Genomic DNA, 18988 nt, shown 5'->3' with positions numbered 1-18988 from the left:
CATCGTATTCATTGCTCATCGGGCCGCATGCCCGTCGCGGTGCGGCAGCATCGCAAACGACGCGGCGAACGCGATCGCGGCACACGAGATCTGCACGAGCGCCGGCGCGGGAGCCCAGTGCGTGGCCGACACCAGCAACGTGGCGAACAGCGGCGCGCCGCCCATCGTCGCCGCGAGACTCACGTTCAGCGCGATGCCGACGCCCGCATAGCGCACTTCGATCGGGAACAGTTCCGCCATCACACAAGCGTATGTGCCATTCGCGAATGACGTCACGACCGCGGCCAACGCGAACGCCGCGAAGAGATTCGAGTGCGTCCCCGTCACGGTGATGAAGAACCATGGCGCGAACAACGCGGACAGCACCGTTCCCGTGCGAAACACATAGCGCCGCGGCACCTCGTCGCTAAGCGCGGCCGTGCCTAGCATGCAAAACGCAATCACTATCACGTAGACGATCTGCGCCGTTGCAATCTGCACGCGTGGATAGCCGAGCGAGCGCAGAAACGCGGGCGCATACGCGACGAACAGGCCGTTCGCCGCGCCCACCACCGTCGTTGCCGCGATCGCGACGACGAGCGATTTCAGATGATGGTGAAACACTTCGGCAAGCGGTTTGCGGGGACGTGTGTGCACGGACTGCGCGAAGGCTTGGGTCTCCGAGAGTCTGCGGCGCAGTATGAAGCTCGCAAGACCGATCGCGCCGCCGATCAGAAAACCCGCGCGCCAGCCGTAGGTCGCGATCTGCTCGGCGCCCAGCACGCTCTGCACATAAAGATTGATGGATGCGGCGAACAGCAGCGCGACGTTGACCGCGAAGAAAACACCGCCGCACAGCAGGCCGCGATGCCTGCGCGTGCTTTCCACCGCGTAGACGACCGAGCCCGAAATCTCGCCGCCGACGCACACGCCCTGGATCAATCGCAACGCAAGCAACAGCGCGGGCGCCGCGACGCCCCAGCTGGCGTAATCCGGCAGTAAGCCGATCGCGAGCGTGGCGACGGCCGCGATCATCGCGGACGCCGCGAATACGCCGCGGCGTCCGTGCCGGTCGCCGAGATGACCGAACAGCATCCCGCCGAGCGGCCTCGACAGATGCCCGATCGCAAAGACCGCAAAGGAGAGCGCCATGGCCGACGCGTGACTCGTCACGGGGAAAAACGCGCGGCCGATATCCTGCGCGAAGAATCCGTAGATGACGAAATCGAAAGTTTCAAGCGCGCCGCCCGCGCTGACGATCAAAATCGTCCAGCGTGGCCGCGTGACTGCTACCTCACGTGGTACCAGGCAGGATCCCTCGGACATGCCACACCTCGTTCTTCGTCGTCGCGTGCAGCAATGGCGCTCGTCGGCGCCGTGTCTCGCCCGACATGCGCGGGCGGACTTCTTCATGTTAGTCGTTGGTCACTCGTTTGAAAGTGCGAGTTGAAGAAAACCTTCCTACGTTCCACTAATGACTTTGGTTTGCCCAGGTCTGGGGCACAACCCATCGGTCGTCAACCTAAACACTTAACGAACCGCGCGCGCAAAGCCTGGCCGCGCTATTCGTCAGACGTCGGCGCTTAAGCGTGCGCCGGCCTCTCCAGTTCATTCATGGTTTCTTCAGGTTGCCTCGATGGTGCCGGGCCTTGCGTCAGTCGAACATGAACCCGCATGCGTGCGGACGACGCATGAAAGCTTTCCGATAGCGTCCAGCATGGCTCGGCCATCGTTCATGTCCATCCAAGGAGACTAAGATGAAACGTTACCCAGGCATTCTGTCGGCATTCGCGGTTCTGGCTTCCGTTGTCTGCACTTCAGCGTATGCGTCGCCGCCCGCCTGTTCGGCCGCGACGCTAAGAGGCAGCTATGCATTCGAGGCGCACGGCCAGGTGATGGGCATCATCTCCGGCGGCACCGTGCATGCGTTCACCACCCCGCAGTTGCTGAACGATGTCGCGATCCTGAATTTCGACGGCGTCAACAGCTTCGCGCGCACGGACTTCGGAATGATCGCCGGCCTGCCAAAAGGCGGCCAGACGATGTTCAATCCGAACCAGACCGGCACCTACACCGTGAATTCGGACTGCACAGGCACGATGACGATCAGCTATACCGGCTCGGGCGCCGGCATCGTCCTCGGTCTGGTGATGGTGATCAGCTCGGACGGCACGCACGTCGACGCGATCATTACGTCGGAGACCGTACCGTTCGCGGGCCCCACAGTCGACGGTACGACGTGCGGGTCGAGCTGCCAGGAAGGCGTGCAGGTTGCGCTGTCCGGCAGGAAGGTCGCGAACTACGGGCCGCATCCGTGACGCTGAAGCAGTACCCGGCTGCGCGACTTACGGCCATCGCGGTTGCCGCTCCGAAAGCGCTTTTCGACGGCAACCCGAGCGATGCACAGGAGGACATCATGACCGCATCTCCATACTGGCCCGAAGGCCTCGCGCAACACGTGCCGTCCCCACAGCCCACGCTGTATGACAATCTCGCGGCCGCTGCCAGCCGACACCCCGACAGGACCGCGATCCACTTTTACGGCGGCGCGTTGAGCTACGCGCAGTTGCATCGGGAAGTCGGGTCGCTGGCCGGCTATCTGCAGCGCCGATGCGGTGTGGGACACGGCGATCGCGTCGCGCTGTACATGCAGAACAGCCCGCAATACGTGATCGGCTACTACGCGATCCTGCGCGCCGAAGCCGTGGTGGTGCCGGTCAACCCGATGAACATGACGGCCGAGCTGCGTCACATCGTGGAGGATTGCGGCGCACGGGTCGCGCTGGTGGGCGACGAGCTTTACGAACAGGCGCGGCCGCTGCTCGGCAACGCGATCCATCACGCGATCGTCGCGCGCTATGCGGACTATCTCGGCGATCACACCGGCTTGCCGCTGCCGCCGGTGTTGACTGACGCCGCGCCCACACTCGACGTGCTCACGGAGTGCGACGCGGCGATCGCACCCAGAGCCATGCACTGGCGTGCCGCCATCGCAGCCGCGGAGCAGCCGGCGCCCTGTTGCGCGACGCCCGACGATCTCGCGGTGATCCCCTACACGTCCGGCACGACAGCCGCGCCCAAGGGCTGCATGCACACGCATCGCAGCGCGACGCACGTCGTCGCGGCGTCCGTGCAATGGTGCCGGCTGTCGGATGATGCCGTGATCCTGTGCGCGATGCCGCTCTTTCACGTCACCGGCATGCAGCAATGCATGAACGCGGGCATCGCGCTCGGCTCGCCGCTCGTCGTGATGACGCGCTGGGACAGCCGCTGTGCCGCGCTGTTGATCGAACGCTACCGCGTCAGCTTCTGGATCGCGATCTCGACGATGATGATCGACTTCATGAGCCAGCCGGACCTCGAGCGTTACGACCTGAGTTCGGTCAAACGGCTGGCGGGCGGCGGCGCGGCGATGCCGAAGACGTTGGCGCAGCGCATCGAAGCACGCCTCGGCGTGCCCTACATGGAGGGCTACGGGCTCTCGGAAACCATCTCTGCGACGCACATCAACCCGCCCGATCGCTGCAAGCGCCAATGTCTCGGCATCCCGATACAGGACACAGAATCAGTCGTCGTCGATCCGGTCACGCTCACGGTGCTCGGCCCGCGCACAACCGGCGAGATCCTGATCAGCGGGCCACAGGTGTTCAAGGGCTACTGGGGCAAACTCGATGCGACGCGCGACGCCTTCGTCGAAGTCGACGGCAGGCGCTATCTGCGCACCGGCGATCTCGGCTATATCGACGAGGACGGGTACTTCTTTTTCGTCGACCGCCTGAAGCGGATGATCAACGTAGCCGGCTACAAGGTGTCGCCCGCGGAAGTCGAAACGTCGCTGTTCGAGCATCCCGCAATTCAGGAAGCGTGTGTCGTCGCCGCGCGCGATGCACGCAAGGGCGAAACCGTGAAAGCGTTCGTCGTGCTGCGCGCAGGTGCCGATGCATCGGCCGCGCAGATCGTCGAATGGGCGCACGGGCATATGGCAGCGTACAAGGTGCCGCAGATCGTCGAATTCGTGTCCGCGTTGCCGAGAACCGCGAGCGGGAAAGTGCAGTGGCGCGTGTTGCAGGAACAGGAGAACCGGGCTGCCACGCTGGCGAACTAACGCGGCGCGCCGAGCGTCACGGCTTCGCCGCCGTGCCGTGATACCAGTCCGCGGCCTGTTGTATCTCTTCGCTCGTCATCGATCGCGCGATGTTGCGCATCTGCTCCGAGATGTCGTTATGCCGCGCACCCGCCGCGAATGCCTGTAGCTGCATCGCTGTGTACGCGGCCGGCAGGCCACCGAGCCACGGCGCGCCCGCCTTGTAGCCGATCTCGCCATGGCATGCGCCGCACGAAGGAATATTGCGCAATGGCGACCCGAGCCTGACGATGTCCGGCGCGGTCGGGTTGGCCGGATCGCGCGGCCGTGCAGGCCGCGGCAGGAATTCGTAGTACTCGGAGATATCGCGCATGTCCTGATCGGAGAGGCCAGCCACCATCGGCGACATCACCGGGTTCGCGCGCGCGCCGCTCTGGAAATCCTGCAACTGCTTGTAGATCACGATCGCATACTGGCCCGCGAGATTCGGCGTGTTCGCGCCGCTCACGCCGCGCGCGCCATGACACATCGTGCAACGCAACGCGAGCGTCGCGCCGCGGCCGATCGACAGCCTGCTCGCAGTGGACAGCAGCTGCGGCGTGACCTGCACCGTGCTCAGCTGCTCGCTTGGCTTGACCGGCGCGGTGCCGTCGGACCAGTCGCGCGGCACGCCCGCCGCGCTGCAGATCGCGTTCCAGACGCCCTGGAACGGCGCATCGCGATGCACCGAAGGCAGCCACACGAAGCCGACGACGACGCTCGCGACGAACACGGCCACCGTCGTGCCGACGCTCGCGCGAAACCACGGATTGCGCAGGGAGAACAGGCGCTCGTCACTCATCGCGACGCCCCGATCGAAACGGCCGGCACCGACGTATCGCCACCGCGCGCCATCAGTTGCGCGACCGGGTAACCGTAGTTGACGATCGTCAGCGCGACCATCAGCGAGAGCCACAACGCGAAGCCATTGAGCGCGACCGGCACGGTGGTCGCTTCATGCACGGCGGTACTGAAGCGATATTCCCCGGCCACCGCCCGCGCGCTGCGATGCCCCTGGATCAGCACGACGAAGAACACGATTGCCGACACCACAAGGATGAAGCCGCCGATCGCGGACATCGTCACCCAGATCGCCTGCGGCGCGATCGCCGGGTTCGAATAGTCGTAGTAGGCCATGCGCCGCGGCATGCCGAGAATGCCAACCCAGTGCCACGGGAACGTCAGCACGATCATGCCGATGAACCAAAGCCACAGCTGCACGCGCATCAGCTTCCAGTTCAGCATCGTGCGGCCCGTGAGCTGCGGCCACAGGTCGTACGCGATCGCGAAGTACATGATCACGATCGCGCCCGCGTAGATCAGATGGAAATGGCCCGTCACCCACTGCGTGTTATGGATCGTCGAATCGAGCTGGTAGCTCATGTTGATGAGCCCGCCCGCGCCGCCGAAGCCGAGCATCACGAACGAGAGCGCCAGCGCGAGCATCTGCGGGTTGTCCCATGGCAGCGCACGCAGCCAGCCGAACGTCCCCTTGCCGCCGCGCAGCCGCGCCGCTATCTCCACCGACGCGCAGATCGTGAACACGGTGAGCAGCGTCGGCACCGCGACGAGCGCCGTGAACACCGAGTGCAGGAACTTGAAGCCCGCGCCCACCTGCGGGTCCGCGAACAGATGGTGAATGCCGATCGGCATCGCGACCACCAGGAACAGGATGAACGAGATGCGCGCCATCGAGTCGCTGTACAGACGTCCGCCGATCGCGCGCGGCACGATCGTGTAGTACGCGATGTACGCGGGCATCAGCCAGAAATAGACGATCGCGTGCAGCGTCCACGAGAAGAACACGCGCGCGAGGCCCGCGTCGATGGTGGTGCGCAGACCGAGCGCGACCGGCAGGATCTGGAACAGCACCTCGATCGCGGCGCCCACCGCGGTCCAGCCCCACAGGTACGCGCCTGCCACAGTCGCGAACATCGGCAGCGGCACCGCGCGGCCGGGATTCGCGCGCTTCCACACGGCGAGATTCACCGACATCAGCGCGACCCAGATCCACGAGCCCACCACCACCAGCACGACGCCGATGTAGTAGAACGCGTTGCCGACCATCGGCGGATAGAACGTGTAGAGCACCGATGCGAGCCCCAGCGCGATCGTCACGCTCGCCGTCACCGCGCCCAGCGCAACAAGCGTGAAACCGAGCCACGCCCAGCGCGCGCCGGCGAGCGGCCGCTTCAACGACAGCTCGCTCACCGCATAGCCGAAGCCCATCGCGATCAGCGTGGGGAACACGTAGCCCATCACGGTGCCGTGCTCGGTCACCGAGCGGTAGTAGAGCTCGGGGTCGCCGATCCACGGATGCAGCGGACTGCGAATGTACATCTGCCACGCGCCGAGCAGCAGCGCGATGCCGAATACACCGAACGCGAGCCAGAAATGCGCGAGAACGAGGCGCCTGTTATTTAACACAGCTCAATCTCCGCGAATGGGCCGCCATCTGCAGGAAGTCGGCCCTGTCGATCACCTTCACATGCGCCCACATGCCCTGGTGCCCGGTGCCGCAATACTCGTGGCACGGCATCAGGTGGTCCGCGGGCGCGGAAAACGTGGTCTTGAACGTCGAGATGTAGCCGGGCTCCACCATCGAATTGATATTGGTGTCGGTCACGAGAAAGCCGTGCACGACGTCGGCGCTCGTTGCGCGAAACGTGATCGGCGTGTCCGCCGGCACCAGCAGGCACTGCGGTGTGAACGAGTACTGCTGCGCAATCACGCGCACCGTGACCGTGCCGTCCGGCTCCACCGCGCTGCCCAGGTTGCTCTCGATGAATTCGCCCTGCACGTGCAGCGTTTCCGGACGGATCGTCTCGACGCGCGACGGCGGCATCATCGACCAGTGCACGCCGGTGTAGATCACCATCGCGACCGTCGACGCAACCAGCGCGCAGACGAGGATCGCCCAGCGGCGTTCGATGCGCTCGGCAACTGCGGCGGACTCGTGCGGATCGGGTGCAGTCGGGTTCGACATGGCGTTGCTTTAGTGGATGGTGCCGCGAGGCAGGAACACAAAAAAGTAGAACGCGTACCAGAGGCCGACCACGATCAGCGTCGCGATGCCCGCCACCGCGATCGCGCCGCTCGGCCCGCGCCGCACGATGCCGTCCACCCGCTCGGCTTCCGACCGCCGCCGTCCGTCGGGTCCGGTTTCGCTATCGTCTGGAACGGGAGAATTGAGCATCGCAGCCTCAGAAAAGTGGTGCCGTGCGGAGCATGTTGACTTCCTTCACCGTGACCGGCGAACCGTGATTGCCCCACGCAGTGCGGATATACGTGACCACTGCGGCGACCTCCTCGTCGGACAGCGACTGCGCGAACGGCGGCATGCCGTACGGTGTCGGATTCTTCATCGTGCCGGGCGCATAGCCGCCGTTCAGCACCATGCGGATCGGGTTCACCGACGACGTCATCTGGATCGACTGGTTGTTCGCGAGCGGCGGAAAGTTAGGCGGCTTGCCCTGCCCCTGATCGGCGTGACAGAGCGCGCACTGCGCGTCGTAGATCTTCCTGCCGAGCGGAAACAGACGATTCTTTTCCTCGGTGACGGCGGTAGTCGGCGGCGTGGTGTCCACCTCGCCCGAATGCGCGGGCAGCGCCTTCAGATAGACGGCCACCGCTCGCACGTCGTCGTCGCTCAGATACTGGAAGCTGTCGTACACGACCTCCGCCATCGGCCCGTACACCGCGCCACGATTCGATACGCCCGCCTGCAGCAGACCGACGATGTCCTGGATGCTCCAGTCGCCGAGACCAGCTTCACGGTTCGACGTCAGCGACGGCGCGTACCAGTCCTGCAGCGGAATCAGGCCGCCCTGAAACTGCTTCGAACGCGAATTGCCGCCGAGCGCATTGATCGCGGTGTGACACATCGTGCAGTGACCGAGTCCCTCCACCAGATACGCGCCGCGATTCCATTCTGCCGATTGCGACGGATCGGGCTGGTACTCGCCCGCGCGGAAAAACAGCGTGCGCCAGCCGAGCAGCAGCTGACGCTGGTTGAACGGGAAGCGCAGCTCGTGCGCGCGGCTCGGCCGGTGCACCGGTGGCACCGATTGCAGGTACGCGTAGATCGCGTCCGAATCCGCACGCGTGACCTTCGTGTACGACGCGAATGGCATGGCCGGATAGAGCAGCGAACCGTCGCGCGACTTGCCGTCGTGCAACATCGTGTAGAACTCGTCGGCGGTCCATCTGCCGATACCGGTGTCGGGGTCCGACGAGATGTTCGGCGTGTACAGCGTGCCGAACGGCGTCACCATCGGACGGCCGCCGCCGAACAGCCTGTCGCCGGGCACGGTATGACAGGCCACGCAGTCGCCGGCGCGCGCGAGGTATTCGCCGCGCGAAACCAGCGGCGCATCGCTCGACGGTTTCGGCGCGGCGCCCTGCGCGTTTGCGGGAGGCGTCTGAATGAACAGCGCGACGACGGCAGCCGCCATCGCGCACGTTGCTGCTGCAACCCACCTGGACTGATCGCCTGGCTGATACGTGAACTGATGAAGGATGCGCATCTCGCCACCTCCTTCAGTTGGGCTCGCTGCCGCATGCGAGCGGCAGCTTCAGCGAACCGGCGGCAGCCGGCGCAACGTCTGAAGGTGGTGGCAGCGACGCGAGCCACGCGGCGACCGCTGTGATGTCGCGGTCCGACAGACGCGTCGCGATGTCATGCATGCAGTCGGGGGACGCTGCATGCCGCGTGCCGTAGCGGAACGCGCCGAGCTGCGCGCTGATGTAGTTCGCATGCAGGCCGAGCAGCCCCGGGATCGCGGGCGCGAGGCCCGTCAGCGATGCGCCATGGCAGGCGATGCACGCCGGCACGCCACGCGAAGCCTCGCCGCGCGTTGCGAGCGACTTGCCAAGCGCCACCGTCGATGCATCCACGGACGGCGCGGCGGATGCGGGAAAAGGCGGCCGCTGTTCCGCGAAGTAGTCGGCGATCTGCTTCAGATACGCGTCCGGCAGATACGCAAGCAGGTAGTTCATCGGCGGGTATTGCCGCCGTCCATCGCGAAACGCGATCAGCTGGTTGAACAGATAGCCGGCCGGTTTGCCGGCGAGACGCGGGAAGTAGTCGTTGTCCGTGCCTTCGCCGTGCGCGCCGTGGCACGCGGCACAGCCAAGCACACGCGCCTGCATCGTATCGGGCGCGGCTTCGACTGCCGGCCCGGCGCTCCATGCAGGCACGCAGGGAAGCAGGCAGGCTGCGATCATCAAACGGATTGCGCGGCTGGCCACCGTGACCCCTCGGATGAACGACTCGTTACGGACATGTTTGTCCGCTTGTGTGACGAACGCATGCTTGATGCGAAACCGGCTGCCGGACGGCCGGTCCGGTCACTGCATGTCCTCCTGCATCGTCTGTTATAGCAACTTTGCAGCGACGCGCGAAAAGTTTTGCCCCGAGGCCGGATAACGGGCCACGCGTTTGACGCGTCGCACTGTATTCGCGCTGTATTTCTTTACTCCTGAAAAATGGCTTCGTAGGATTGCCACGTGAATTGCAATGGGCGTGCGGCCATCGATCCCGGAAGGTAACCGTCCCGATGCGGGTTAACCCGTCTGCCGCGGTCGTTGCGCGCCACATCGTTCATATCGACAGGCTTCAGACGCGCAGGCATCTCCATCGAGGAGTGTCCAGCGGTGTTTCCTTGGTCCACGAGCACAAAGGAGATGACAGATGGAAGTCCGCAATTCCTCCCCCGGCCTCTACAACGAAGATCTCGCGCCCGCGAAGGAACGCAACTGGGGCAGCTTCAGCATCTTCAACGTCTGGACCTCGGACGTGCACAGCCTGTGGGGCTACTACCTCGCCGCCAGCCTGTTCCTGCTGTGCGGCAGCTTCATCAACTTCCTGCTTGCGATCGGCATCAGTTCGCTCGTGATCTTCGCGCTGATGAATCTGATCGGCTACGCCGGCGAGAAGACCGGCGTGCCCTATCCGGTACTCGCGCGCGCATCGTTCGGCGTGTGGGGCGCCAACCTCGCAGCACTGGTGCGCGCCGTGGTGGCCTGCTTCTGGTACGGCGCGCAGACTGCCGCGGCCTCGGGCGCGATGGTCGCGCTCCTCACCCGCAACGACAGCCTGATGGCATTTCACAAGGGCACCCAGCTGCTCGGCCATTCCGCGCTCGAGGTGATCTGCTATGTGGTGATCTGGGCGCTGCAACTGCTGATCATCCAGAAGGGCATGGAGACCGTGCGCAAGTTCCAGGACTGGGCCGGGCCCGCCGTGTGGGTGGCGATGCTGATCCTCGCGATCGGTCTGTGCGTGAAGGCGGGCGGCTTCTCGTTCTCGAGCGGCATTCCGATGGACGTGCTGCTCGACAAGACGAAAGACGCGGGCGTCGCCGGCGAGCCCGGCACGTTCTGGGCGCTGATGGCCGTGGGCGCGACGTGGATCACCTACTTCGCGGCGCTCTACCTGAATTTCTGCGACTTCTCGCGTTACGCCAAAAATCGCGATGCGGTGAAGAAGGGCAATCTATGGGGCCTGCCCGTCAACCTGATCGCGTTCTCGCTGGTGGCGGGCGTGACGACCATCGCCGCGTTCCGCGTGTATGGTGAAGTGCTGCTGCACCCGGACCAGATCTCGGCGAAGTTCGACAGCTGGGTTTTGGCGTTGATCGCCGCGCTGACCTTCGCGGTGGCGACGCTCGGTATCAACGTGGTGGCGAATTTCGTATCGGCCGCGTTCGACATTTCGAACACGTTTCCGCACCAGATCAGTTTCAAGCGCGGCGGCTATATCGCCGCGCTGATCGCGCTGGTGCTCTACCCGTTCGCGCCGTGGGAAGGTAACGCCGCACACTTCGTCAACGCGATCGGCGCGACAATGGGGCCGCTGCTCGGCATCATCCTCGTCGATTACTATCTCGTTGCCAAAGGGAACATCAACGTCGCGGCGCTGTACGACGAACACGGCGAATACCGCTACGAAGGCGGCTGGAACATCAATGCGCTCGTTTCCGCGGCGGTGGGTGCGGTATTTTCGACCTTCCTGCCGAATCTGACCAGCCTGCTGCCGGCCTGGTGGGGGACCTACGGGTGGTTCTTCGGCGTACTGATCGGTGGCGGTATGTATCTGATCATGGCGTCGCTAAGGCCGAGAACGGTGGTGACGGCGAGAGGCGTTTGAGCGCTTTTCCCGCTGGCGTGACAGGCAGAAAAAACCCGGCGCGTGGCCGGGTTTTTCTTTCACTCATCGCCGCTTCCCATCACACCTCCGCCTTCCGCTCCACCGGCTTCGCCTCGCGCCGGTGGTTCGCCACTCTCACCGCATCGAAATACGCCGCGTTGGGCGGACGCTTCAGATAGCGGCCCGCGCCGCGCTGCGCGCGCAGATCCCCGTTCGCCCACGCCAGTTCGCCGCGCGCGAGCGTATGCGTCGCGACGCCCTGCACCGTCATGCCTTCGAACACGTTAAAGTCGACATTCTGATGATGCGTCTTCACCGAGATCGTGCGGCTCGCCTGCGGATCCCACACGACGATATCCGCGTCCGCGCCTACTTCGACCGCACCCTTGCGCGGATACAGGTTGAAGATCTGCGCGGCGTTCGTCGACGTGACCCTGACGAACTCGTTCGGCGTCAGCCGGCCCGCATTGACGCCGTGGTGCCACAGGATCGCCATGCGATCCTCGACGCCGCCGCAGCCGTTCGGGATGCGCGTGAAGTCGTCGCGTCCCATCGCCTTCTGCGACGCGCAGAACACGCAATGATCGGTCGCGGTGGTGTGCAGCTGCCCCGCCTGCAGGCCATTCCACAGCGCGTCGCGATGCTCCTGCGTGCGAAACGGCGGGCTCATCACGTGCGCGGCGGCACGCGTCCAGTCCGGATCGCGATACACCGATTCGTCGATCACGAGGTGCCCCGCCAGCACTTCGCCGAACACGCGATGCCCCTCGCTGCGTCCGCGCACGATCGCATCGAGCGCCTCCTTCGCCGACACGTGCACGATGTACACCGGCACGCCCAGCACCTGCGCGATGCGGATCGCGCGGTTCGCGGCTTCGGCTTCCACCTGCGGCGGCCGCGACAGCGGATGCGCTTCGGGTCCGGTGAAGCCGCGCGCGAGCATCTCCTTCTGCAGCTGGAACACGAGTTCGCCGTTTTCCGCGTGCACGGTGGGCAGCGCGCCGAGTTCGAGCGATCGCGCGAAGCTCTTCACGAGAATCTCGTCGTCGGCCATGATCGCGTTCTTGTACGCCATGAAGTGCTTGAAGCTCGACACGCCATGCTCGTGCACGAGCGTGCCCATGTCGTCGTGCACCGACTGATCCCACCACGTCACCGCCACATGAAAGCCGTAGTCCGATGCCGCTTTCTCGGCCCAGCCGCGCCACTCGCGAAATGCGCCCATCAACGGCTGCTTCGGCGACGGAATCACGAAGTCGATGATGCTCGTCGTGCCGCCCGCGAGACCCGCCGCGGTGCCCGTGAAGAAATCGTCGCTCGCTCTCGTGCCCATGAACGGCAATTCCATGTGCGTGTGCGGATCGATACCGCCGGGCATCACGTACTGACCACCCGCATCGACGACCGTTGCGCCAGCGGGCGCATCGAGCGCTTCGCCGATCGCCGCGATCGTGCCGCCCGCGTCGTTGCCGTGACAGAGCACGTCGGCGCGGTAGGTGCGATTCGCGTCCACCACCGTACCGCCACGAATCAGGATTGCCATGTTGCTGTCTCCTTCGATCGAAATTCGAACGGTGCGTGCCCTCGCATCCCGCATTCCGCTTCGTGCAGGGAACGCACCGGCTTGAAGCCACCACTACGTCATGCGTTCATCACCCGCGCGCTGGTGCTGCGGCTCATCGACATCCACACACCGTACACGATCGCCGCCAGCGCGAGACCGACGAACCACGCGTACGTATAGACGCCCTTGAACAGATCTGGCACATTCGGGAACGCCGCGGGAAATGCGGTGTTCAGAAAGCCCGGCAGATTCGGCAGCACGCCGACTGCGAGCGCGACAATCGCCGCGATGTTCCAACCGCCCCGATACGCATACTCGCCGTGCTCGTCGAACAGCTCGCGGTGATCGAGCCGCGTGCCGCGAATCAGGAAGTAATCGACGATCATGATGCCCGCCACCGGACCCAGCAGCGCCGAGTAACCGACGAGCCACGTGAAGATGTAGCCCTGCGTCGTCGCGAGGATCTTCCACGGCATCATCACGATCGCGATCGTCGCGGTGATCAGGCCGCCGGTGCGATACGAAATGCCCTTCGGCCACAGGCTCGAAAAATCGTACGCAGGGCCGACGAGGTTCGCCGCGAGGTTGCAGCACATCGTGTCGAGCGTGAGGATCAGGAGCGCGACGCCTACACCTATGCCCGTCATGCGGCTCGTGAGATCGATCGGATCCCAGATCGCCTTGCCGTAGATCACGACCGTCGCCGACGTGACCACGACTGAGATGATCGACAGCAGCGCCATCGGCAGCGGCAGCCCGACGGCCTGCCCCACCACCTGGTCGCGCTGCGATTTTGCGAAGCGCGTGAAGTCCGGTATGTTCAGCGCGAGCGTGGCCCAGAAGCCGACCATCGCGGTGAGGCTCGGCCAGAACGTTGCCCAGAAGAGGCCCGCCTTCTTGCCACCCGCGACGAACTGCGACGGCGTGGCGAGCATCGAGCCGACGCCCCCCGCTTTCGACGTGGCCCACCACACCAGCACGATGCACATCACCACCTTGATCGGCGCGGACCAGCTTTCGAGCCAGCGGATCGAATCCGTGCCGTTGACGATGAAGTAGATCTGCAGCGCCCAGAACGCGAGAAAACACGCAGCCTGGCCAACCGAGATGTCGATGAACGCAATCGGCTGCCCCTGCAGCGCGTTGCCCGTCAGGATGTTGAGCAGCGTATAGATCGCGCTGCCGCCGAGCCACGTCTGGATGCCGTACCAGCCGCACGCGACGATCGCGCGCAGTAATGCCGGCAGCTTCGCGCCCTGGGTGCCGAACGACGAGCGCACCAGCACCGCGTACGGAATGCCGTGTTTCGCGCCGGCGTGACCGATCAGCAGCATCGGCACGAGCACGATGGTGTTGCCGAGCAGCACGGTCAGCACCGCCTGCCACGGCGACATGCCCTGCTCGGTCAGGCCAGCAGCCAGCATGTAAGACGCGATGTTCATCACCATCCCGACCCACAGCGCCGCGAAGTGATACCACTTCCACGTGCGCTGCGCGGTTCCGGTCGGCGCGAGATCGTCGTTATAGAGCGTGCTGTCCTGCACGTTCAGCGACGGCTCGCTGATTCCCGCTGACTGATTCATCGAAGGTTCTCCAATCGTCGAAAGACTGGCGCGCCGTTGCCATCGCAACGGCATCTCCAGCGTGGGTTGACTCGCGGCGGCTTCTCCCGGCCAGCTCGCTTGCTCTCAGGCTTCAGGCGGCACGTGCCGCGGCGGTTTCGTCTTCGGTGGCTGTCACGCGGGATGGGTTATTCGGATGCGTGGTCCAGTTCGCGAATTCGCCCGTATCCACCCGCTCCATCGTGATGCATCCGTCGACCGGGCACACGTGCATGCATAAATTGCACCCGACGCAGTTTTCGTCGACCACGTCGAAGTGCCGCACGCCGTCCTTTTCGCGCGTGATGGCCTGGTGCGAGGTGTCTTCGCATGCGATGTGGCACAGGCCGCACTGGATGCAGCGGTCCTGGTCGATGCGCGCCTTGATGTCGTACTTCAGGTTCAGGTATTTCCAGTCGGTCACGTTCGGCACCGCGCGGCCGCGGAAATCGTCGAGCGTCGCGTAGCCCTTCTCGTCCATCCAGTTCGCGAGGCCGTCCGCGAGATCGGAGACGATGCGAAAGCCGTAGTGCATCGCGGCCGTGCAGACCTGCACGCTGCCCGCGCCCAGCACGATGAATTCGGCGGCGTCGCGCCATGTCGTGATCCCGCCGATGCCGGAGATCGGCAGGCCCGGCATTTCGGCGTCGCGCGCGATCTCGGCCACCATGTTCAATGCGATCGGCTTCACGGCCGGGCCACAGTAACCACCATGCGTGCCCTTGCCGTCGACGGTCGGCATCGGCGCCATCTGGTCCAGATCGACGGAGACGATCGAGTTGATCGTGTTGATCAGCGACACGCCGTCCGCGCCGCCCTTGTACGCGGCACGCGAGCCGAGGCGAATGTCGGTGATGTTCGGCGTGAGCTTCACGAGACATGGCAGGCGTGAGCCTTCCTTGACCCAGCGCGTGACCATCTCGATGTACTCCGGCACCTGGCCCACGGCCGATCCCATCCCGCGTTCGCTCATCCCGTGCGGGCAGCCGAAGTTCAGCTCCACCGCGTCGGCGCCGGTATCCTCGACGAGCGGCAGGATCCATTTCCAGTCGCGCTCGTTGCACGGCACCATCAGCGACACGATCATCGCGCGGTCCGGCCAGTCGCGCTTCACCTGTGCAATCTCGCGAAGGTTCACGTCGAGCGGACGGTCGGTGATCAGTTCGATGTTGTTGAGGCCCGCGATGCGCTGGCCGTTCCATTGCACCGCGCCGTAGCGCGAGCTCACGTTGACGACGTGCGGATCGAGCCCGAGCGTCTTCCACACGACGCCGCCCCAGCCCGCCTCGAACGCGCGGTTGACGTTGTAGGCCTTGTCGGTGGGCGGCGCGGACGCGAGCCAGAACGGATTTGGTGACGTGATGCCGGCAATCGTGCAGCGTAGATCGGCCATGTTCTGCTCCGTGGGGATTCGTTGTGTCGCGTTGTGTCTTCTGTTTACGGTGCTTCGATTCGATTCGCTCATGCCGCCTTTGCCGCACCGCCCGCAAGCATCGCGTCGATCGATGCCGCCGCGAGCTTGCCGTCCTGTACCGCCTCCACCGTCAGATCGAGGCCCGTTGCCGCGCAGTCGCCGCCCGCCCACACGTCGGGCAACGACGTGCGGCGCCCGCCATTCACCGCGATACGGCTGCCATCCGTCGTCAGCAGTTCGGCATCGAACCCGCTCGCGACCAGCGTCTGACCGATCGCCTTCAGCACCATATCGGCCTCGATCACGAAGCGCTCGCCGGTGCCGACGAGCCGCTTCATCTGCCCATCGGCCGAGGTCTCTTCGCGCGTGCGTTCGAACTCGACGCCGGTCGCGACGCCGCCACTGCCAAGCACGCGCAGCGGCTGTGCGTACAGCACCAGCGCAACGCCCTGGGTTTGTGCGAACTCGCGCTCCGCCCACGTTGCGCTCATCGCGTCGACGCCGCGCCGGTACACCATCGTCACGCTCTGCGCGCCGAGCTTGCGGCTCTGCACCGCCGCATCGACGGCGGTATTGCCGCCGCCGATCACGACCACGCGCCGGCCCACCGGCAGCGTCGACAGGTCGTCGCTCTGCCGCAGCCGCGCGATGAAATCGACCGCGTTCATCACGCCGTCCAGCTGCTCGCCTTCGCTCTGCAGTGCCTTCACGCCGGCCAGGCCCACTGCGAGAAACACCGCGTCATGCTGCTGGCGCAATGCATCGAGGCTCACATCGCGACCCAGCGCGACACCCGTTCGCAGTTCGATCCCACCCACCGACAACAGCCAGTCGACTTCCCGCTGCGCAAAATCGTCGACGGTCTTGTACGCTGCGATCCCGTATTCGTTGAGGCCACCGGCTTTGTCATGCGCATCGAAGATCGTGACGCGATGACCGGCCACGGCGAGCCGATGCGCGCACGCAAGCCCCGCCGGACCCGCGCCGACCACGGCGACATGACGTCCAGTTTCGGGCCCGCGCGTGAACAGTTGCGCGTTGCTCGCCATCGCCCAATCGGTCGCATGCCGCTGCAACGCGCCGATCGTCACGGGCTCGCGGTCCTGGTGATTGCGCACGCAGGCGCCCTCGCATAAGACTTCGGTCGGGCACACGCGCGCACACATGCCGCCGAGCGGATTCGCGGACAGAATGTCCACCGCCGCGCCCTTCAGGTTGCCGTTGCCGATCTTGCGGATGAAGCCCGGAATGTCGATACCTGTCGGGCAGGCCTGAATGCACGGCGCGTCGTAGCAGTAGTGGCAGCGGCTCGCGGCCACGGCCGCTTCCTGCGCATTCAGCAGTGGCGCGACGTCGCCGAACTGGCAGGCGAGCTCCGCCGCAGACGCGCGGCCCGCGGCGATATCACCGATTGCACCGGCTTCGCTGTTTGATTGGGTAGTCATGCGGTTCCTCATGCTGTGAAAGGCAATACGACTCCGTCCGGCTTTGCAGGGCAAAGCCGGATCGTCCTCACATCGTGTGTCAGATCAAATGAAGCGCAGGATCGCTAACTTTTCTTCAAGGTCACGTCAGGAAGCCGGCTCGCGCGCCCGTTCGAGCATCGCGTGCAGCAACACGTTGGCGCCCGCTTCGATCCACTCGAGCGTCGCATCTTCGATTTCGTTGTGGCTGATGCCGTCCACGCAGGGCACGAACACCATCGACGTCGGCGCGACCTGCGCGAGATAGCACGCGTCATGGCCCGCGCCGGACACGATGTCGCGGTTCGGATAGCCGAAGCGGTTCGCGGCGGCGCGCACGGAATTCACGCAGGCGGTGTCGAACGGAACCGGCGCGTAATAGAAAATCTGTTCGAGCTGCGTTTCGAGCCCGATCGCTTCGGTGATCTTCTTCATGCCCTCGCGCAGCTCGGCGTCCATCTGGGCGAGCACCGCGTCCTCGGGGTGACGGAAATCGACCGTGAAGAACACACGGCCGGGAATCACGTTGCGGGAATTCGGATACACCTGCATCATGCCGACCGTCGCGCACGCGAGCGGCGCATGGTTCAGGCCGATACGGTTCACGAGATCGACGACGCGCGAAGCGCCCAGCAGCGCATCGCGGCGGCGCGGCATCGGCGTCGGGCCGGCATGCGCTTCCTGGCCGGTCAGCACGACTTCGTACCAGCGCTGGCCCTGCGCGTCGGTCACGACGCCGATCGTCTTGTGCTCGGCTTCGAGAATCGGGCCCTGCTCGATATGCAGCTCGAACGCTGCGTGAATCGGGCGGCCACCACACGGCACATCGCCCGCGTAGCCGATCCGCTTCAGCTCGTCGCCGATCGTCTTGCCGTCCACGTCCTTGCGCGACAGCCCGTACTCCAGCGAAAACACGCCCGCGAACACGCCCGACGCGACCATCGCCGGCGCGAAGCGCGAGCCTTCCTCGTTGGTCCAGATCACGACTTCGACCGGATGCTCGGTCTCGATACCCTGATCGTTGAGGCTGCGGATCACTTCGAGGCCGCCCAGCACGCCGTAGATGCCGTCGAAACGGCCACCGGTCGGCTGCGAATCCGCATGCGAGCCCGTCATCACCGGCAGCGCGTTCGGGTTGCGGCCCGCGCGGCGCATGAACACGTTGCCCATCTGGTCGACGCTTACCGTGCAGCCGGCTTCTTTCGCCCAGCCAACGATCAGGTCGCGCCCTTCCCGGTCGAGATCGGTCAACGCGAGACGGCACACGCCGCCTTTCGGCGTCGCGCCGATCTTCGCCATCGTCATCAGGCTGTCCCACAGACGCTGACCGTTGACCTTGATCGACGTGTCGAGCGCCGCTTCCGTTACTGCGTTCATCGGCTCTACTCCTGACCCGGATCCTGCGATCCGTACTGAGGGCCGCCGTCCGCTCGGCTCGCCTCTATGCGGACGAACGCCAGGAACGACGGGCTGTAAAACAGATGCTGCCGTACTGCGGAACTGCAATTGCCTGCTGCTTGAGCGGGTTCTGAGACGCGCTAACCCGGCGCTGCCAAGGTGCGGACAAGACTGCTTTTGGGGCGCCGCGCTCGCGTGCGGTGCATGCGTTCGACCGAAGTTGCGGTACGCTATGAGCCGCGATCCCAATCCTGTCCGATTGGACAGGTTTTAGCCGATTAGCGCCGGGATTTCAA

At 65.0% G+C, this 18988-nt stretch carries 15 protein-coding genes; 3 read left to right on the top strand and 12 right to left on the bottom strand.

Going from position 1 to position 18988, the window contains the following annotated elements; all coding sequences use genetic code 11:
* Positions 1-15: 15 nt before the first annotated feature.
* Positions 16-1305 (bottom strand): MFS transporter, encoded by a 1290-nt coding sequence (locus tag DVS29_RS14330; protein ID WP_118181126.1) that lies wholly within the window; start codon positions 1303-1305, stop codon positions 16-18.
* Between the two features lie 431 nt (positions 1306-1736).
* On the opposite strand from DVS29_RS14330, the gene DVS29_RS14325 reads away from it, so the two are divergent.
* Both DVS29_RS14325 and DVS29_RS14320 read left to right on the top strand, forming a co-directional pair.
* A complete protein-coding gene (locus DVS29_RS14325) occupies positions 1737-2297 on the top strand; it encodes a hypothetical protein (RefSeq protein ID WP_118181125.1) in 561 nt (186 codons plus the stop codon).
* Positions 2298-2395: 98 nt separating this feature from the next.
* Positions 2396-4084 carry a long-chain-fatty-acid--CoA ligase gene (locus DVS29_RS14320; protein ID WP_118181213.1) on the top strand — a complete coding sequence of 563 codons (1689 nt, stop codon included), beginning with the start codon at positions 2396-2398 and terminating at the stop codon, positions 4082-4084.
* 16 nt (positions 4085-4100) lie between these two features.
* Here DVS29_RS14320 and DVS29_RS14315 read toward each other — a convergent pair whose 3' ends face one another.
* From DVS29_RS14315 to DVS29_RS14295, 6 genes are all read right to left on the bottom strand, one after another.
* Positions 4101-4904, bottom strand: a complete 804-nt coding sequence (locus tag DVS29_RS14315) for a c-type cytochrome (RefSeq protein WP_118181124.1) — start codon at positions 4902-4904, stop codon at positions 4101-4103.
* Entirely contained in the window at positions 4901-6529 is a 1629-nt protein-coding gene (locus DVS29_RS14310; RefSeq protein WP_118181123.1) for a b(o/a)3-type cytochrome-c oxidase subunit 1, read from the bottom strand. The genes DVS29_RS14315 and DVS29_RS14310 overlap by 4 nt, the downstream gene beginning before the upstream one ends.
* Positions 6519-7088 carry a cupredoxin domain-containing protein gene (locus DVS29_RS14305; protein WP_118181212.1) on the bottom strand — a complete coding sequence of 190 codons (570 nt, stop codon included), beginning with the start codon at positions 7086-7088 and terminating at the stop codon, positions 6519-6521. Before DVS29_RS14305 ends, DVS29_RS14310 begins: the two co-directional genes overlap by 11 nt.
* 9 nt (positions 7089-7097) lie before the next feature.
* Complete coding sequence (locus DVS29_RS36870) at positions 7098-7298, bottom strand: hypothetical protein (protein ID WP_124800637.1); 201 nt, start codon at positions 7296-7298, stop codon at positions 7098-7100.
* Positions 7299-7305: 7 nt separating this feature from the next.
* The gene (locus tag DVS29_RS14300) at positions 7306-8556 is read right to left on the bottom strand and encodes a c-type cytochrome (protein ID WP_118181211.1); all 1251 of its coding nucleotides are present in this window, start codon (positions 8554-8556) and stop codon (positions 7306-7308) included.
* A gap of 85 nt (positions 8557-8641) precedes the next feature.
* Complete coding sequence (locus DVS29_RS14295; protein ID WP_118181210.1) at positions 8642-9328, bottom strand: c-type cytochrome; 687 nt, start codon at positions 9326-9328, stop codon at positions 8642-8644.
* Positions 9329-9794: 466 nt separating this feature from the next.
* Here DVS29_RS14295 and DVS29_RS14290 point away from each other — a divergent pair, with 466 nt between their 5' ends.
* Entirely contained in the window at positions 9795-11252 is a 1458-nt protein-coding gene (locus DVS29_RS14290; RefSeq protein ID WP_118181122.1) for an NCS1 family nucleobase:cation symporter-1, read from the top strand.
* 79 nt (positions 11253-11331) lie between these two features.
* On the opposite strand, the gene hydA is transcribed toward DVS29_RS14290, so the two are convergent.
* The 5 genes from hydA to DVS29_RS14265 form a co-directional block, all read right to left on the bottom strand.
* Positions 11332-12795 carry a dihydropyrimidinase gene (gene hydA / locus DVS29_RS14285; protein ID WP_118181121.1) on the bottom strand — a complete coding sequence of 488 codons (1464 nt, stop codon included), beginning with the start codon at positions 12793-12795 and terminating at the stop codon, positions 11332-11334.
* Positions 12796-12893: 98 nt separating this feature from the next.
* Complete coding sequence (locus tag DVS29_RS14280; RefSeq protein ID WP_118181120.1) at positions 12894-14399, bottom strand: NCS1 family nucleobase:cation symporter-1; 1506 nt, start codon at positions 14397-14399, stop codon at positions 12894-12896.
* 112 nt (positions 14400-14511) lie between these two features.
* Positions 14512-15810, bottom strand: a complete 1299-nt coding sequence (preA, locus tag DVS29_RS14275) for an NAD-dependent dihydropyrimidine dehydrogenase subunit PreA (RefSeq protein WP_118181119.1) — start codon at positions 15808-15810, stop codon at positions 14512-14514.
* A gap of 68 nt (positions 15811-15878) precedes the next feature.
* Complete coding sequence (locus tag DVS29_RS14270) at positions 15879-17276, bottom strand: NAD(P)-dependent oxidoreductase (protein ID WP_118181118.1); 1398 nt, start codon at positions 17274-17276, stop codon at positions 15879-15881.
* 126 nt (positions 17277-17402) lie between these two features.
* A complete protein-coding gene (locus DVS29_RS14265; RefSeq protein ID WP_118181117.1) occupies positions 17403-18671 on the bottom strand; it encodes a Zn-dependent hydrolase in 1269 nt (422 codons plus the stop codon).
* Positions 18672-18988: the final 317 nt, after the last annotated feature.

This window comes from Paraburkholderia phosphatilytica (genome assembly GCF_003443895.1).
Classification (GTDB): domain Bacteria; phylum Pseudomonadota; class Gammaproteobacteria; order Burkholderiales; family Burkholderiaceae; genus Paraburkholderia; species Paraburkholderia phosphatilytica.
This window is presented reverse-complemented; position numbering and strand designations above follow the sequence as displayed.

What these genes read in the sequence shown, in the direction of transcription:
- DVS29_RS14330 (WP_118181126.1), bottom strand. Translation starts at nt 1,305, where the DNA reads ATGTCCGAGGGATCCTGCCTGGTACCACGTGAGGTAGCAGTCACGCGG.
- DVS29_RS14325 (WP_118181125.1), top strand. Translation starts at nt 1,737, where the DNA reads ATGAAACGTTACCCAGGCATTCTGTCGGCATTCGCGGTTCTGGCTTCC.
- DVS29_RS14320 (WP_118181213.1), top strand. Translation starts at nt 2,396, where the DNA reads ATGACCGCATCTCCATACTGGCCCGAAGGCCTCGCGCAACACGTGCCG.
- DVS29_RS14315 (WP_118181124.1), bottom strand. Translation starts at nt 4,904, where the DNA reads ATGAGTGACGAGCGCCTGTTCTCCCTGCGCAATCCGTGGTTTCGCGCG.
- DVS29_RS14305 (WP_118181212.1), bottom strand. Translation starts at nt 7,088, where the DNA reads ATGTCGAACCCGACTGCACCCGATCCGCACGAGTCCGCCGCAGTTGCC.
- DVS29_RS36870 (WP_124800637.1), bottom strand. Translation starts at nt 7,298, where the DNA reads ATGCTCAATTCTCCCGTTCCAGACGATAGCGAAACCGGACCCGACGGA.
- DVS29_RS14300 (WP_118181211.1), bottom strand. Translation starts at nt 8,556, where the DNA reads ATGGCGGCTGCCGTCGTCGCGCTGTTCATTCAGACGCCTCCCGCAAAC.
- DVS29_RS14295 (WP_118181210.1), bottom strand. Translation starts at nt 9,328, where the DNA reads ATGATCGCAGCCTGCCTGCTTCCCTGCGTGCCTGCATGGAGCGCCGGG.
- DVS29_RS14290 (WP_118181122.1), top strand. Translation starts at nt 9,795, where the DNA reads ATGGAAGTCCGCAATTCCTCCCCCGGCCTCTACAACGAAGATCTCGCG.
- hydA (WP_118181121.1), bottom strand. Translation starts at nt 12,795, where the DNA reads ATGGCAATCCTGATTCGTGGCGGTACGGTGGTGGACGCGAATCGCACC.
- DVS29_RS14280 (WP_118181120.1), bottom strand. Translation starts at nt 14,399, where the DNA reads ATGAATCAGTCAGCGGGAATCAGCGAGCCGTCGCTGAACGTGCAGGAC.
- preA (WP_118181119.1), bottom strand. Translation starts at nt 15,810, where the DNA reads ATGGCCGATCTACGCTGCACGATTGCCGGCATCACGTCACCAAATCCG.
- DVS29_RS14270 (WP_118181118.1), bottom strand. Translation starts at nt 17,276, where the DNA reads ATGACTACCCAATCAAACAGCGAAGCCGGTGCAATCGGTGATATCGCC.
- DVS29_RS14265 (WP_118181117.1), bottom strand. Translation starts at nt 18,671, where the DNA reads ATGAACGCAGTAACGGAAGCGGCGCTCGACACGTCGATCAAGGTCAAC.